Consider the following 13920-nt stretch of genomic DNA (forward strand, 5'->3'; position numbering starts at 1 on the left):
GCGCGTCATGCGTATCGTGCTTCCGCTCATCGTCGCGCTCGTCTGGGCTCTTCCGGTCGAGGCGCGTGACTTCCGCGTCAAGATCCACTCTGCCAGGCCGTTCGGCTATTTCGTCGGCGACCTGATCCACGCGCGGGCGGAGATCGTGGGGCCGGCGGAGGCCACACTGTTCGTTTCGTCGCTGCCTCGGCCCGGACCGCTCGGGATTTCGCTGGATATCAAGGATGTTGGCGTTCGCACGACGGCTGACGGCTCCCAAAGGCGATGGGAGATCGACCTCGTCTATCAAAACTTTTACGTCGCGCTCGATGTCCGCCATATCGAGATCCCTCCCTTAGATTTACGCTTCGACGACGAGACCGTTACGGTTCCCGCCTGGAGCGTCGGCGTTGCGCCCTTGCGCGAAATCGCGCCTGCGAAGCAGGACCGCGCCGAAGATGATTTGCGCCCCGATACGCCGGTGGTCTTTGCCGACGAGACTCGGCCAAAGCGCCTTGCGCTCTCCTTCGCAGCGCTCTCTCTCCTTGCGCTCGCAGCCGTCGCGCGAGATCGCGCCTGGCCGCCATTCCAAAAAAGGCGCGCGCGCATCTTCAATGCCCTGGCCCGCGAACTCGCTACGCAATCAAATTCCGACGTCCGGTCTCTCCGGCGCGCCTTTCAAAGCATGCATCGTGCGATTGATCGCGCCAATGGAGGGGCGCTGCTGGCCGAAGATGTTTCGGCCTTCTTGTCTCGGCGATCGGAATACGCGGCATTGAAGCCGTCCTTCGACCGCTTCTTCTCGGCCTCGCAAATCGCCTTCTTCTCCGCCAAGGGCGATGGGGCGGACGATTACGGGTTCACGGAGCTTCTCAAATTCGCGAAAGCGCTCGCTCGCCAGGAGCGCGCGCAATGACGGCCTTAAGCTTCGATCGTCCCGAATTGCTCTTGCTCGCGCCGGCCGCTGTCGCGGCGCTTCTGAAATCCGTATTGCGCGGGTCCACAATTTCGTCTCTGAACGGCGTTCCCGCTGACGCGCTGTCGACGCTTGTCGCAGCATCTTTGAAATTCCTCGGCCTCGCAGCGCTTCTTGCAAGCCTCATTGGGTCCGCGGGGCCATTTTTCGCGGGTGAAGAGATCGAGCGCATCGCCGAGGGCGCGGAGATCGTCATGCTGATTGATCGTAGCGGCAGCATGAATGAAACTTTTGCAGGCAGGAATCCCTCGGGAGGCGAGGAGTCCAAAGCCGCAGCCGCCAAGCGCATCCTGAAAGCATTCGTCGACAACCGCCGGCGCGATCTTGTCGGGGTCGTCGCCTTTTCGACGTCGCCGATGCTGGTCACGCCGCTCTCCGATCACCCGAGTATGACCAAGGCGGCGATTGACGCGATGGATCGTCCTGGTCTCGATTACACGAATATTGCGCGCGGTATCGCCATGGCGCTGTCGGTGCTTCGCGCAAGCGACGCCGATCATTCACGCGCAATTCTTCTCGTCTCGGATGGCGCGGGCCTGATCGATCCGAAAATCCAGGACGATCTGCGTGCGGATTTTCGCAAGACGCATGTCAACCTCTATTGGCTCTTCCTGCGCACCGAAGGAACCCGGGGGATCGACGGCGCCCCCGAAGGCGACGCCGAAACGCCGCAGGCGGCGCCGGAGCGGCATCTTGATCTCTATTTCAAATCGCTCGGCGTGACTTATCGCGCGTTCGAGGCGGAAGGGGCGAAAGCGATTGAGGAAGCCTTGCGCCAGATCGATCGACTCGAACGGCGGCCTATGCACTATTTGGAGAAGCTCCCCCGTCGTGACCTGAGCGGCCTGCTTTTCGCCACGGCGCTCGGCGCGACGGCTTTGCTTCTCATCGCCAAATCCGCGGAAACACGCCTGTCGCCCCCGAGGAGGGCGTTGTGATCGAAGCCCTTCGCGCGAAATTGGTCGAGGTCTGGCGCGCGCAGCGCTCCCTACTCCTCGTCGTCGCCTGCCTTGGATTTGCGCTGGCGACGGGCTTCGAATGTATCGAATGGCGGCGCGCAATCATGACCAACGACGTGATCGAGGGCCTTCGCGCTGGGCGAGACATACGCGTCGATCCTCAAGCGCGGCCGGAAGCGCTGCTGGCGCGCATCGCCTTCCTCACGAAGCGCAATGAACTCGACCAGGCGCGCGGCCTTCTGGAAGCTTTGGATCATGCCGGCGACGCGCAGACGCGCGCGCCGGGGCATTATCTTCTCGCGAATGCACTGCTGCTTTCGGCGCTGGAGCATCTCGAGAAATTGGAGCTCGACGCCGCCAGTCCTTTCGTCAATCTGTCCAAGCGCGAGTATCGCCGCGCGCTCCAGCTAGACCCGGAATTCTGGGACGCCAAATTCAATATTGACGTGGCGGCGCGGCTCCTGCGCGACTTTCCGGATTATGAGCGAAAGAGCGGCGATGAACTCAGCGCCGATCCCAATAAGCTCTGGACAGACATTCCAGGTAAGCCGAAAGGCCTGCCCTGATGCGTCCGGACTTCCGCGATCTCCGCTTGATTCTGCTGGCGCTGGCGGCGGGACTTCTCATCATGACGTTGGTGACGCCGCAATGGCGGGCCGCGCGATCGAGTTACGACCTTCTTGCAGTTGTCGACATCACCGGCAGCATGAATGTTCGTGACTATGCCGCCGCGGGAAAGCCAATCAGCCGTCTGGAAAGAGTCAAGGCCGCCTTGCGGGCGCTGATCGCTGGCCTGCCTTGCTCTTCGCGGGTGGCGCTTGGCGTCTTCACCGAGCGTCGACCTTTCCTGTTGTTCGAACCGGTCGACGTCTGTGAGGATTTCTCGCCTCTCGAAGCAGCGATCGCGGCGCTCGATTGGCGCATGGCTTGGGAGGGCGACAGCCGCATCTCTGCGGGCCTGTTCCGCGCCATCGACATGGCGCGAGAATTGAAGACCGACTTGCTGTTTTTCACGGACGGTCAGGAGGCCCCGCCGCTGCCGGCGTCGGGCGGCCCCGTTTTCGAAGGCAAAGCGGGAGAAACGCGCGGGTTGATCGTTGGAGTCGGCGGTTACGAACTCTCGCCTATCCCAAAATTCGACGACAGGGGACGCGAAGCCGGGTTTGTCGCGATCGACGAAGTGCCGCACGAAAATCGCTTCGGCCTGCCGCCCAAGGACGCCGAGCAGCGCAAAGGCTATAATGCGCGCAACGCGCCATTCGGCGCGACGGCCGCGATCGGCGTGGAGCATCTTTCCTCCGTGAAAGAGGCGTATCTGCGTACGCTCTCGGAGAAGACCGGCCTGGGCTACGTCCATCTCGACGACAAGGCCGGTTTGCTCGACGCCTATCTCGCCGCCGGCGCGTCAAAAACGCGCGCAGGCCTCCTTGATCTGCGGCCCTTTCTCGGCGGCGCATCCGCTCTCTGCCTATTCGGCGTCTTTTCGGTCGCTCCGCTTTTCGAACGCTTCGCGCATAGACGGCGGTTGGCCTGAAATAAGAACGAGGGAGAATAAACATGAGAACATCACTGTCGCTGATCGCCTTGCTGTTCGCCGCGCCAGCGCTTGCGCACGGGCCGACGCCGATCAAAGTCGATGAAACCATTCTCATCGCCGCCGATCCCAAGACCGTGTGGGCGGTCGCAGGGAAATTTGACGGACTCGCCGCCTGGCATCCGGACGTCCAGGCCGTGAAGGCTACGGGTGGCGACGCGGCGGGCGCCGAGCGCGACGTGACGCTCAAGAAGGGCGGGGCGCTGAAGGAAGGTCTCGACGAATATGACGCGGCTGCGCACAAGCTCTCCTGGCGCATGTCCGATCCCAATCTCGAGGCGATGCCCGTCAGTTCCTATTCGCTGACCTTCACAATCGAGCCGGCGGCGGGCGGCGGCAGTCAGGTGAAATGGTATGGGCGGCTCTATCGCGGCGACACCAGCAACGAGCCGCCGGAAAATCTAAACGACGACGCGGCGCGCGCGGCGATCGCCCTTTATCTCCACAACGGGCTCGAGGGGCTCAAGAAGAAGATCGAAGGCAAGTAGCGTGACGCGATCCACCCTCGCCAAAGCAGGGCTTGCGCTTGTGGGGCGTCTTCTCCGCGCCGCTTGCGGCGGAGAGGAGCGCGCCAGCGCTCCCCAAGCCAAATGTTGGCGGACGACGGGCGCGGCGAGGGCTATGCGGAAATCCTATTGGGGCTTCGTAAGTGGCGAAGGCGGCAGGCCAGCGTCAGACCTGTGGAGAGCTTTGCCCGCATTCTTACAACTTGCGCCACAAGGGGGTCGCGCGCGAAGACGCACTGAGTCGGCTTTCCGCGCGTTATCGAGACGCCAAAGCGATTCCGGTGAACCAGGCGCTCACACCAGTTTCATCGCAACCTTGTTTTCAACCGCGATGCGGAGGAGGTCCGCTTTCGAGCGCGCTCCAAGCTTGCGCTTGAGCAGGATGCAATTGTTCGCGACCGTCTTATACGAGACCTTCAAGATGTGCGCGATCTCGGTCATGTCCTTGCCACTGGCGAGATTGCGCAGGATCTCGATCTCCCGGCCATTTAACGCGTCCAGCGGATTCTTGGTCAGGCTCTGATCGGCGAAAGCCAGTCTGAGCGCCAGATTGTTGGAGAGAAAGCGTTCCCCCGCTTCGACCGATCGAATCGCCTTGATGAAGATCTTAGGATCTTCGCTTTTCGCCAGATAGCCCCGCGCGCCCCGTTCGATCGCGCGGGCTGCAAAAACCGGATCGTCGTTCATGGTGAAGACAATGACTCTTGCGCCGGGGTTGCGCTTCAGCAACAGACGAAGCAGTTCGAAGCCGGAGACGCCGGGAAGATTGATGTCCAGCACCACCACATCCGGAGCGGTCGAAGCGTATTTTTCCAGCGCTTCGTCAGCATTGTGGGCCTCGAACACTTCGATGTCCTTTTGCCCCGAGAGCATGCCTCGGCAGCCCTCGATCACCATCGGATGGTCGTCGACGATCAGAATGCGCATGACGATTTTTCTTGCTGTGAGCCTCTATCTTTGTTGTGAAAAGCCTGCGCGGTGTCAATCGTCTTGTGGCGACTTCGAGGCCATTCTTTCCCGGGCGACGGCATGATCTCTCTGAAGGCAGGGTTGAGCTGGCTCATCGGCCTGGCGCTGCTGGCGACGCTCCTGATCAATCTCACAATTCAGTTGATGCACGCCGGACCGCGCGTTCGCGCCGAGGCAGGAAGTAATCTCCGTCTTGCCAGGGAATTTGTCCTGACAACGATTGCAACTCTTCCCGATAGCGAAGATCCCGCACCGGCGTTGCGCAGGCTTTATGCAAATCTCGGCAGCCTGCGTCACGTCGACATCAGGATACTCGAACGTGGTGAAGCGCCGCCCGCGCTGTGGCCTCGAAGCGGCGACGCTTCCGATGACGATCCGCCCGCATGGTTCGTCAAGATGGTCGATGTCCCGCCACCACGGGTCATCATCGTTCCAATCCGCATCCACGACCGCGAATTTGGCGGCGTGGCGATCGTCTCCAATCCGCTCGACGAACTCGGGGAGATCTGGTCCGATATGACGCGGCTCGCATCGATCAGCCTTATGGTGACCCTTGCGATCATCGTTCTCATGCTCGTCCTCGTGCGATTTTCGCTCGCGCCTTTTTCTGCCCTGCAGGCCGGTCTCGCGGATTTGGAGACCGGTAAGAGCGGCGTCAGGATCGCACCGGGCGGCGCCTCGGAGTTTCGAAACATTTCCAGCGCGCTCAATTCACTGGCGACGACGCTCGATCGGGTGCGTCAGGAAAACCGCGATCTCGTCAACCAACTCATCGACATTCAGGACAGCGAGCGCAAGGAAATCGCCCGGGACCTCCACGACGAAGCCGGACCATGTCTCTTCTCGATCCGCGCGGCGTCCGCTTCGCTACAGGAAGCAGTTGCTCAATCTCCGCCCAATACGGCGCGAATCCAACAAATCTGCGCGATCGTCGACACGGCGAGCGAAACGCTGCAGCTGTTGATCGGGGGGCTGCTCGGAAGATTGCGGCCGAAGGGCCTGTCCGAACTCGGGCTCGAGGCGGCGCTCAAGAGTCTTTTCGCCTCCTGGTCGCTCGGCCATCCAGAGGTCGAGTTACGGCTGTTGGCGCCACATGATTTGTCATCGCTCGACGAAACGACCGCCTTCACCGCGTATCGCGTCGTTCAGGAGAGCGTCACCAATATCTTTCGACACGCCAAGGCGAGTTGGGCTCAGGTGCGCATCGAATTCGGATGGGAGAGGATCGAAGAGCGGGGCGAAAGCGAAGCGGACGAGCTCCCGAGATTGACCCTGGTTGTCGAGGACAATGGAATTGGCGTTTCGGAACAACGTCGGTCGGGGATGGGCTTGCTCGGGATGCGCGAACGTGTGCAGGGACGAGGCGGCACGATGAAAGTCGAGCGACGCGCGCAGGGCGGCACACGGGTGATCGTCGCGCTCCCGATCGGCGATGAAGAAGAGCCGGACCGCCGGTAGGGCGTTCCTGGGACGCACATCTTTGAGTGGGAAAATGTGGAAAAAGCGATGGGGGAATTTTCAGGCTGATTGAACCGCCCCTGGTCGTTATTTTGAGGCGAGGGCTTTGTCTCAAGCCCGCCCAAAGGAGGAAATCATCATGACCTGGTCAAACCCGTTGATCGTCGAAGTATGCGTCGGCATGGAAATCACCAGCTACGAGTCGGCTGAAATCTGAGCCGTAGACGACTCCGCTCGCGACGTGGCTGTAGCTGCGTCGCGACGAAGTTGTCGCGGGGACGAATGCGGTCCGCGTCCCGGTCTACCGAGCCCTTGTCCTGGTATTCAGTTCGAGATCTCTTTGTGCGTTCAAACAGATTGAATAGCGTCGCTTTCTTCTTGCGTTCGATCGACCACCCCTCGCTGGCAAGCTGTTCGTGAACCCACGCACCCGGTATTTCGGCGACGGCAGACAAACATGCAGGCGCTGCAGCGCGCCTTAGCAAGGCGTTTCGTCCCTGTTTTGGCGTTTAGCCGTTACCGCAAGCCCGATGGTTTCGCCGTCTCTGTCTCCCATGTGTCAGGCCACGGGCGACAAGCCGTCGTATAAAAAACTTTGCAGGCTCCTCTGCCGCAACTCCCGGCCCGCTCCATCTATAGCGATAGCTCTAGGAGAGTGAGATGCAGGTCACGCTGACCATCGACCGGGCCGACGCGGAAATGCTCTTACGAAGCTTAGAGCATCGACACGAGCGCTTGTGCGATATCCGGCGGCAGCTTTGCGAGCCGGATCCTCAGGATGAGCTCGAGCGTGAGGAGGCTGCCTTTTTCCAAGAGGAGGACGCGGCCGTCGCACGCGCCATCAGCGCGTTGCGCACGCTCCTGGCTGTCAGGCCCGCAGAATGAAGGATGCCGTTCATGGACGGCAAAGGCATCTCGTGACTGCGTCTGCGCCGCACCCCGACACGCCGCCAATGGCGTGTGTGCGATGTCTCGATATCGCCGATCGCTGGTTGACCTCGTGCGGCGGGGGCCAGTGCAACGCGGCGTTCCTCACATTCGCCAGCTTCTCCGATGAAAGCCTTGCCGACCAGTGCATCTCTCGGTGGGGCCTGGACCAGCCTCAGGGGGAGGACAACGATTTAACCTGGTTCGAGGCGCACGAGGCAGACCGGGATTTGCTGATCTGGGCTTTCTCGGCGCTACGCGCGTTCGCCACCCAAACAAATCGTCCGCCAGGCTGATTTCAAGCGGCGCCCCGCAAGCCGCATCGTAGCCTCCGGCCGTTGCACGGCGCTCTGAGCCGCCCGCGCCGGACGACCGCCCGCGCATGACGCAGGCGGTCACATGATTATGGCTGCTGCTATTTATCTTAGGCTATCGGCAAGACCGCAGGGCCGAAGACCGCAAGTAATCACCAGCGGCGCCAATACGGCCTGCGCCAGCCCCAGCCGCCCCATTGGCCGCCGCGACGGCAACCGCCCCAGGGTCCGCGATGCCCATAAGGGCCGCATCCGCCGTATACTTTTTCAACCGGCGCATCGACGCCGTCCATCTTTTGGAGGGGCATCGCCTGCGCCGCTCCCGGGCCAAACGCAAATGCAAGACCGACGCTCAAGGCGACTGAAACAAGAAAAGATCTAAAGCTCATTCAAACCTCCCAAGCGGACAACGGGTCAACGCTATTAAGAGCCTGTCCGCGCGTGCGAATTTACAACGGACACAGACGGGCGCCATTGAAATCTGGCGGGAAGGTAAAAGCCGCGGCCGAGCGCAAGGCGCTCCGCCGAAACCATCGACCGGACGCATTTTCGCGTCTCGACCTCGGTTGAATTCTGCTGGCGATCTCGATGCTGTTCCAGCGCAAGCGCGGCGGGCGCGTTATTGAAGTCTTCACTATGAACACATCAAATGCAACGCAACGGGTTAACCAATTTCATCTTGGTGTTACAGTTTACCATCCCGTCGCGTTTCGAAGGTGCAACATGTTCCTGCGTTCTGCTTCGATCGTCGCGACCCTGGCGACAGCATTGTCCTCATGCGCAAGCGTCACTGAATCGAAGGGGCAGTTTCCCGATCGCTCATTTTTCGCCCTTTACAATGAGCGTTGCGACTGCCCCGATCAGAATAAGTCAAGAGTCTCGACCTCCTACCCCGACGCCGCTTCCGCAACGGCAGACTGGCTGAACGCCGAGATGCGCCCGTAAGTCGCCTGCAGAGCCTGCTGCGGGGCCAGTGCGCGACAGCATCGAGCGCCAAAGGACGGGCCGCGAGTTATCGCTGCTCAACCGACGCAGGCGCTTATGGAACGCATACTTGCTGCTGTGATCGCCATTGCCGCTGCTTTTTTTCTGTCGCCACGGCGTCTGGCCCGATGGCGCATCCGTGACCGCAGGCGATCACAGAGTCGTCTTGCCGGAGGACTTAAAATGGCGACTCAATCCCGGTTTTCACGAGGAAGAGCAGACAGCCGACCACGGCGCCAATCACCGTGCCGTTGATTCTGATGAATTGCAGGTCATTGTCCACGGCGCGCTCGATGAGCTCGGCGAAGGCCTTGCTTTCATAGCTTCCCACGACTTCCGCAATGCGCTCGACGAGCGCGTTCTGAAGCGGCAGAAGCTCCATGCCGACAGAGGCGAGCACGGCGTCGAGCTCCTGTTGCGTCTTGGCGTCCGCGCGCAAGCGTTCGCCTAAGGCGGCCAGAACGCCGGCGACGGCCGCCCGCCGCTCTTCATCAGCGCCTTTGCGGCCGTGGGCGCGGGCGTCGAACAGCGATGCAAGCCAGACTTCGAAGTTCGGGCTTTCGATCATCCGCGCGACCCAGTCCTGCAGGCGGTTCGCATTTTCGCGCGAGAGAAGCGCAGTCCTGATCCTCGCCTGCGCGGTGTCGATCAGGACTCTCCGCGAGGCGTTGTTCTTGTCGCTCAGCTCTCGCAACAGCCGCTCCAGACCCTCCAGAATTGCGCGCATGACTTGCCGATCGAAGCTGCGGCGCAGCAGCCCTTGCCGCCGCCTTGCCGCGGATTCATTGAGATGCCCCGCCTTTCGGTGCAGAAACGATTGCGCCGTTTGCAGGACGTCGTCGAGCAGGGCGGCGTCGAGGCCGGTTTCGCTCAATGCGTTGGTCGCGATGTCGAGAAGCGGCCGGAGGTCCGACTTGCGCAAAGCCGGCCTGAGCATCTTTGCGGCGAGAACGCCTGTCTCGCGCATCGGCGCGGTTTCGAAGAAGTGATCCGTCGCCCTGCGCGCGTTCGCTTCGACGCTCAGCCAGTCCCCGAGTCGGCGCGCCGGTTCGGCGCTTCGGATGGCGACGGCCAGACTCTCGGCGGACAGGAAATTCTTTCCAAGAAAATTGGCGAGCCCCTGGCCGATGCGGTCCTTGTTCATCGGCACGATGGCCGTGTGCGGAATGGGAAGCCCCAGGGGCCTACGAAACAGCGCCGTCACCGCGAACCAGTCAGCGATCCCGCCAACGAGAGACGCCTCCGCCGCGGCGCGGACGAGCCTTGTCCAGAAGCTTCGCTCGTCGAAAGCGAAGGTGAGCAGAAACACGGCGGCCATCGCCACGAGTAAGCCCGTCGCAAGAGTCCGCCGCGTCGGCGGAAAAAGAGGGCGCGCGTGGCCTGCGTTCATCTCCCTCAACCTGATTGCGCCTCGCCTCGCTTCAAGAGACGCCCGACCGGCTGGGTGCGCGGCTCCAGGACGCCGCGCCGCTTGAAGCGGGGTCGACCGGCCCTATCACTTCACTCATCTCGGGACGAAGCCGATCTTCGACAAAGGCCTCGAGCCGCAACGACGGCGGGCCCATCCAGCACCTCGGAGCTTCATCATGACGCGACTTGCTCGAAATCTCTTTCTTGCGCTAGCGGCCGGCGCGGCGGGCGGGGCGGCGGCGTCGCTATTGCAACGGAAGGATGGCGGCGTACATCCCACGGCGAAGCGCGCGGTGAAGAGTGGAATGCTGTTATACGATCGACTTCGCGGCGTCGTCGGTGAGGCGACGGAGACGATGTCGGACATCGTCGCGGAAGTGCAGGCCGAGATCGAGGCGGAGCGAACCGCGGAGAGCGCAGGCGCCGACGACCATGTCGTGCCCTTCGAAATGAAAGCGACGGAGTCGGAGAAGAAGGCGCATGGCTGACCTTCCGCAGGCCTACGTCGTTCACGAAACGCCGACGCGGCTGCGCTTGAAGATTCCGGCGCGGCGGCACGACAAAGCCTATTTCGGCGAGGCTTCGCGGATTCTGGCGGAGAAATTGCCCGCCGCCCGGATCGACGCCAATCCTGTGACGGCGAGCATTTTGATATCGGGTCCGGACAGCAGTCGACTGGTCATCGAGAACGGCGGCCCGTTCCGTATTTCACTCGAACCCGAGAGCCAGGTCGGCGCATTGGGGCAGCAGTTGCAGGCGCTCAACCAGCGCCTCTTGACGATGTCGGCCGGTCGCGTCGACGCGCGCGCCTATATCATCCTTGCGCTGCTCCTCAGCGCGATGTTCCAGATTGCGCGCGGGCGCGTCTTCGCCCCCGCCGTCACGCTGCTCTGGTATGCCGGGGAGGCGATACGCGCCTGGACCCCAGAAGAGACCCCGCGCTGAGCGACGCCCATGCAGAAGCCCGGCGCGGCGAGCGGTCTGACTCTTGTCCACACCGCGGTGCGCGGCAGGGTGAGGGTGCGCGTCCCCGGATTGAAGGGCGCGGGCAGGCTCAAGCGCGCCCTGGAGAGCGTCCTGTCTGGGACGCAAGCCGTGCAACTGGCCACCGGCAGCGTCGCCACCGGAACGCTTCTGGTCGTGTTCGACGACCGGGCGGATGTCGCGACGATTTGCCAAGCGGTTGAAAAGGCGCTGTTGCGGTACAGGGCGGGCGACCTCGGAGCCGGCCCCGCGCGACGGGACCGAACGCCCTGGCATGCGCTGCCGGTGGATCAGGCCTTGAGCCGGCTGCGCAGCTCGATGACGGGACTTGAAACCAGATCCATTGCGGGTCGGTTGAAGCGCTTCGGCGAAAACATCCTCCCCTCCATTCCCGGGCGTGACCGCTTGGAGATTTTCGTCGAGCAGTTCCAGAGCCTGCCCGTCGCCTTGCTGATTGGCGCCGCCGCCTTGTCGGTTATGACGGGCGGCGCGGCGGACGCCATCGTTGTCCTCTCAGTCGTTGCGCTCAACGCCGGCATCGGCTTCGCCACGGAGACGCACGCCGATCGCGCCGTGCGCGCATTGTCGCAGCCCTTGAGCGGCGGCGTCCCGGTTATCAGGCAGGGGAAGAGCGAAGTCATCGCCGTCGAGAGCGCCGTTCCGGGCGATGTGCTGGAACTCAGGCCAGGCGCCATCGTCGCCGCGGATGCGCGCGTCGTCGCCGCACAGGGATTGATGGTAAATGAGGCGACCCTGACAGGCGAAAGCGCCCCCGTGCGCAAATCGCCCGAACCGCTGTCGGCGCGAAACGTCGCTCTCGCCGACCGGTCCAACATCGTCTATCGGGGGACGGTCGTCACGGGCGGCAGCGGCCGCGCCGTGGTCGTTGCAACCGGCGCCGACACTGAAATCGGCATGGTTCAGGGATTTCTCGAAACGGCGGCGGCGCCCGACACGCCGCTTCAGCGGCAACTGGACCGATTGGGTCGTCAGCTCACGCTGCTGGCGGGCGGCGCCTGCGCGCTTGTCTTCCTTGTCGGCCTGTTACGCGGCTTCGGTCCGTTCACGACCTTCAAGAACGCCATAGCGCTCGCCGTCGCCGCCGTCCCCGAAGGCTTGCCGACCCTGGCGACGACCACCTTGGCGCTCGGCGTCAGAGAGATGCGCAAGCGCCATGTTCTGGTGCGTCGTCTCGACGCCGTGGAAACGCTGGCCTCCGTCCGCGTCATCTGCCTCGATAAGACCGGCACGCTCACCTTCAACCGGATGTCCGTCGCGGAGGCGAGTTGTGGCGGCGGCGTCTATTCCTTGATCGGCGGCGCGGCGGCGGAGCGTGATCGACATCCGCCGCCGGACGTCAAGAAGCTGGGCGAGATCGTCGCTCTTTGCAATGAGGCGGGGCTGAAGGACCAGGCCGACGCGTCGGCGACCGAAGCGGCGCTGCTTGCGTTTGCGGAAGACATCGGCATAGACGCGGCGCGCCTGCGTCATGAGCATCCGATCGAGCGGATCGCCTATCGGACCGAGCGGCAGATGTTCATGATCACGCTTCACGGCGCGACGGGCGGCCAAAGGCTCGCCGCCGTCAAGGGCAGCCCCGAGTCTGTGCTCAGGCTCTGCGATCGGATGCTGATCGGCAGTGACGAAGTCATGCTGACCGACGACATGCGCCGCCGTGTCGAGCAGGAAAACGATCGTCTGGCCGGCGCGGGGCAGAGAGTTTTGGGCGCAGCCTATCGCAGCGTCAGGCGCGACGCCGCCGATCCCGAACTCGACGGCTATGTCTTCGCCGGTCTCGTCGGCCTCGCTGATCCCTTGCGCCCCGGCGTTGGCGCGCTGCTAACCGAACTGCGTCGCGCCGGCATCAGTCCGGTCATGATCACCGGCGATCAGAAGGCGACAGCCGCCGCGATTGCGCGCCAGCTCGATATGGGCGACGGCGAGTTGCGGATTGTCGACTCCGACGCGCTGGCGAACGGCTGGAGCCACGGGAATCTGCAGGAGGTCCCGCATGTCTTCGCGCGGGTCACGCCCGGGCAGAAGCTCGAGATCGTCAAGGCGTTGCAGGCGGCGGGCCACGTCGTCGCGATGACCGGCGACGGCGTCAACGACAGTCCGGCGCTCAAGGCTGCGGACATTGGCGTCGCCATGGGCCGCAGCGGCAGCGAGGCCGCGCGCGAGGTCGCGCATATCGTCCTCGAAGACGACAATCTCCAGTCGCTCGCCCCGGCCATCGAACGCGGGCGCGCGACCCAGGCGAATATCCGACGCGCCATCCGCTATTTGCTCGCCACCAACATGAGCGAGATCCTGCTGATGCTGCTCGCCCCGGCCGCCAATCTCGGCCAGCCGCTGACGCCGGCGCAGCTCTTGTGGATCAATCTCGTCACCGACGTCGCGCCGGCTTTGGCGCTGGGCGTCGAGCCGCCGCATAAGGACATGATGCAGGCGCCCCCAGCCCTGCCGCAGCAAGGGATTGTCGACCGGCGCTCCGCCGGCCCGCTCGCCCGCGAAGGCGGACTGATCGCGGCGGGCGCCTTCGGGGCCTATGCCTACGGCTGCGCAAGATACGGCGTCTCGCCCCGCGCCCGCGGCGTCTGCTTCACGAGCCTCGTCACGGGCCAGCTTCTCCACGCCCTGACTTGCCGCTCGCAGACGCATGGCTTTGCGAGCGGCGCTCTGCCGCCCAATCACGCGCTTTCGGCCGTGATCGCCGCGTCGATCGTTCTGCAGAGCGCAGCGATGGTCTTCCCGCCGCTTCGGCGTCTGCTCGGCCTCACGCCGATCGGGCCTGCCGACCTTGGCGTCGCCTTGATCGGGGCGCTCGCGCCATTCGCGGCGAACGAGGCGGCAAAACGCG

16 protein-coding genes (1 of these 16 running past the window's edge) are annotated in these 13920 nt (G+C 63.3%); 13 read left to right on the forward strand and 3 right to left on the reverse strand.

Annotated elements, in window-relative coordinates; translation table 11 throughout:
- The first annotated feature begins 7 nt into the window (after positions 1-7).
- From ACETII_RS10175 to ACETII_RS10195, 5 genes are read left to right on the forward strand one after another with little or no spacing between them, the layout of a single operon-like run.
- On the forward strand, positions 8-895 hold the full coding sequence (locus tag ACETII_RS10175; RefSeq protein ID WP_472787943.1) for a nonribosomal peptide synthetase MxaA: 888 nt from the start codon (positions 8-10) through the stop codon (positions 893-895).
- A complete protein-coding gene (locus ACETII_RS10180) occupies positions 892-1893 on the forward strand; it encodes a vWA domain-containing protein (protein ID WP_472787944.1) in 1002 nt (333 codons plus the stop codon). The genes ACETII_RS10175 and ACETII_RS10180 overlap by 4 nt, the downstream gene beginning before the upstream one ends.
- A complete protein-coding gene (locus ACETII_RS10185; RefSeq protein WP_472787945.1) occupies positions 1890-2480 on the forward strand; it encodes an MxaK protein in 591 nt (196 codons plus the stop codon). Before ACETII_RS10180 ends, ACETII_RS10185 begins: the two co-directional genes overlap by 4 nt.
- Positions 2480-3448 carry a vWA domain-containing protein gene (locus ACETII_RS10190; protein WP_472787946.1) on the forward strand — a complete coding sequence of 323 codons (969 nt, stop codon included), beginning with the start codon at positions 2480-2482 and terminating at the stop codon, positions 3446-3448. The genes ACETII_RS10185 and ACETII_RS10190 overlap by 1 nt, the downstream gene beginning before the upstream one ends.
- A gap of 23 nt (positions 3449-3471) precedes the next feature.
- Complete coding sequence (locus tag ACETII_RS10195; protein WP_363345555.1) at positions 3472-3996, forward strand: SRPBCC family protein; 525 nt, start codon at positions 3472-3474, stop codon at positions 3994-3996.
- Positions 3997-4308: 312 nt separating this feature from the next.
- Here the strand turns inward: ACETII_RS10195 and ACETII_RS10200 are convergent, their stop codons facing one another.
- Positions 4309-4941, reverse strand: coding sequence for a response regulator transcription factor (locus ACETII_RS10200; RefSeq protein ID WP_472787947.1), 633 nt, complete (start codon positions 4939-4941; stop codon positions 4309-4311).
- 102 nt (positions 4942-5043) lie between these two features.
- Between ACETII_RS10200 and ACETII_RS10205 the strand changes: the two genes are divergently transcribed.
- The 4 genes from ACETII_RS10205 to ACETII_RS10220 all read left to right on the forward strand — a co-directional run bounded on the left by ACETII_RS10205 (position 5044) and on the right by ACETII_RS10220 (position 7664).
- Positions 5044-6441, forward strand: a complete 1398-nt coding sequence (locus ACETII_RS10205; protein ID WP_472787948.1) for an ATP-binding protein — start codon at positions 5044-5046, stop codon at positions 6439-6441.
- A gap of 106 nt (positions 6442-6547) precedes the next feature.
- Positions 6548-6658: a pyrroloquinoline quinone precursor peptide PqqA gene (gene pqqA, locus ACETII_RS10210; protein WP_363345561.1), complete on the forward strand. Its 111-nt coding sequence runs from the start codon at positions 6548-6550 to the stop codon at positions 6656-6658.
- Between the two features lie 443 nt (positions 6659-7101).
- The gene (locus ACETII_RS10215) at positions 7102-7326 is read left to right on the forward strand and encodes a hypothetical protein (RefSeq protein WP_363345563.1); all 225 of its coding nucleotides are present in this window, start codon (positions 7102-7104) and stop codon (positions 7324-7326) included.
- A complete protein-coding gene (locus ACETII_RS10220; protein WP_472787949.1) occupies positions 7323-7664 on the forward strand; it encodes a hypothetical protein in 342 nt (113 codons plus the stop codon). The genes ACETII_RS10215 and ACETII_RS10220 overlap by 4 nt, the downstream gene beginning before the upstream one ends.
- 170 nt (positions 7665-7834) lie before the next feature.
- Here the strand turns inward: ACETII_RS10220 and ACETII_RS10225 are convergent, their stop codons facing one another.
- Positions 7835-7990 carry a GCG_CRPN prefix-to-repeats domain-containing protein gene (locus tag ACETII_RS10225; RefSeq protein ID WP_405044790.1) on the reverse strand — a complete coding sequence of 52 codons (156 nt, stop codon included), beginning with the start codon at positions 7988-7990 and terminating at the stop codon, positions 7835-7837.
- Positions 7991-8270: 280 nt separating this feature from the next.
- Here ACETII_RS10225 and ACETII_RS10230 point away from each other — a divergent pair, with 280 nt between their 5' ends.
- Positions 8271-8627 (forward strand): hypothetical protein, encoded by a 357-nt coding sequence (locus tag ACETII_RS10230; RefSeq protein ID WP_363345567.1) that lies wholly within the window; start codon positions 8271-8273, stop codon positions 8625-8627.
- 217 nt (positions 8628-8844) lie between these two features.
- Here ACETII_RS10230 and ACETII_RS10235 read toward each other — a convergent pair whose 3' ends face one another.
- Positions 8845-9984 (reverse strand): DUF445 domain-containing protein, encoded by a 1140-nt coding sequence (locus ACETII_RS10235; protein WP_472788148.1) that lies wholly within the window; start codon positions 9982-9984, stop codon positions 8845-8847.
- A gap of 268 nt (positions 9985-10252) precedes the next feature.
- Here ACETII_RS10235 and ACETII_RS10240 point away from each other — a divergent pair, with 268 nt between their 5' ends.
- The 3 genes in view from ACETII_RS10240 to ACETII_RS10250 are tightly spaced (at most 9 nt apart) and all read left to right on the forward strand, a layout consistent with a single transcriptional unit that may run on beyond the window.
- Entirely contained in the window at positions 10253-10564 is a 312-nt protein-coding gene (locus ACETII_RS10240; RefSeq protein WP_472787950.1) for a DUF5132 domain-containing protein, read from the forward strand.
- Positions 10557-11021, forward strand: coding sequence for a hypothetical protein (locus ACETII_RS10245; protein WP_472787951.1), 465 nt, complete (start codon positions 10557-10559; stop codon positions 11019-11021). Before ACETII_RS10240 ends, ACETII_RS10245 begins: the two co-directional genes overlap by 8 nt.
- 9 nt (positions 11022-11030) lie before the next feature.
- Positions 11031-13920, forward strand: the 5' portion of a protein-coding gene (locus tag ACETII_RS10250) for a cation-translocating P-type ATPase (RefSeq protein WP_472787952.1). It continues 44 nt past the right edge of the window; only the first 2890 of its 2934 coding nucleotides appear in the window; it begins with the start codon at positions 11031-11033; the stop codon falls past the right edge of the window.

The sequence above is a fragment of the Methylocystis sp. NC52PC genome, from assembly GCF_055698645.1.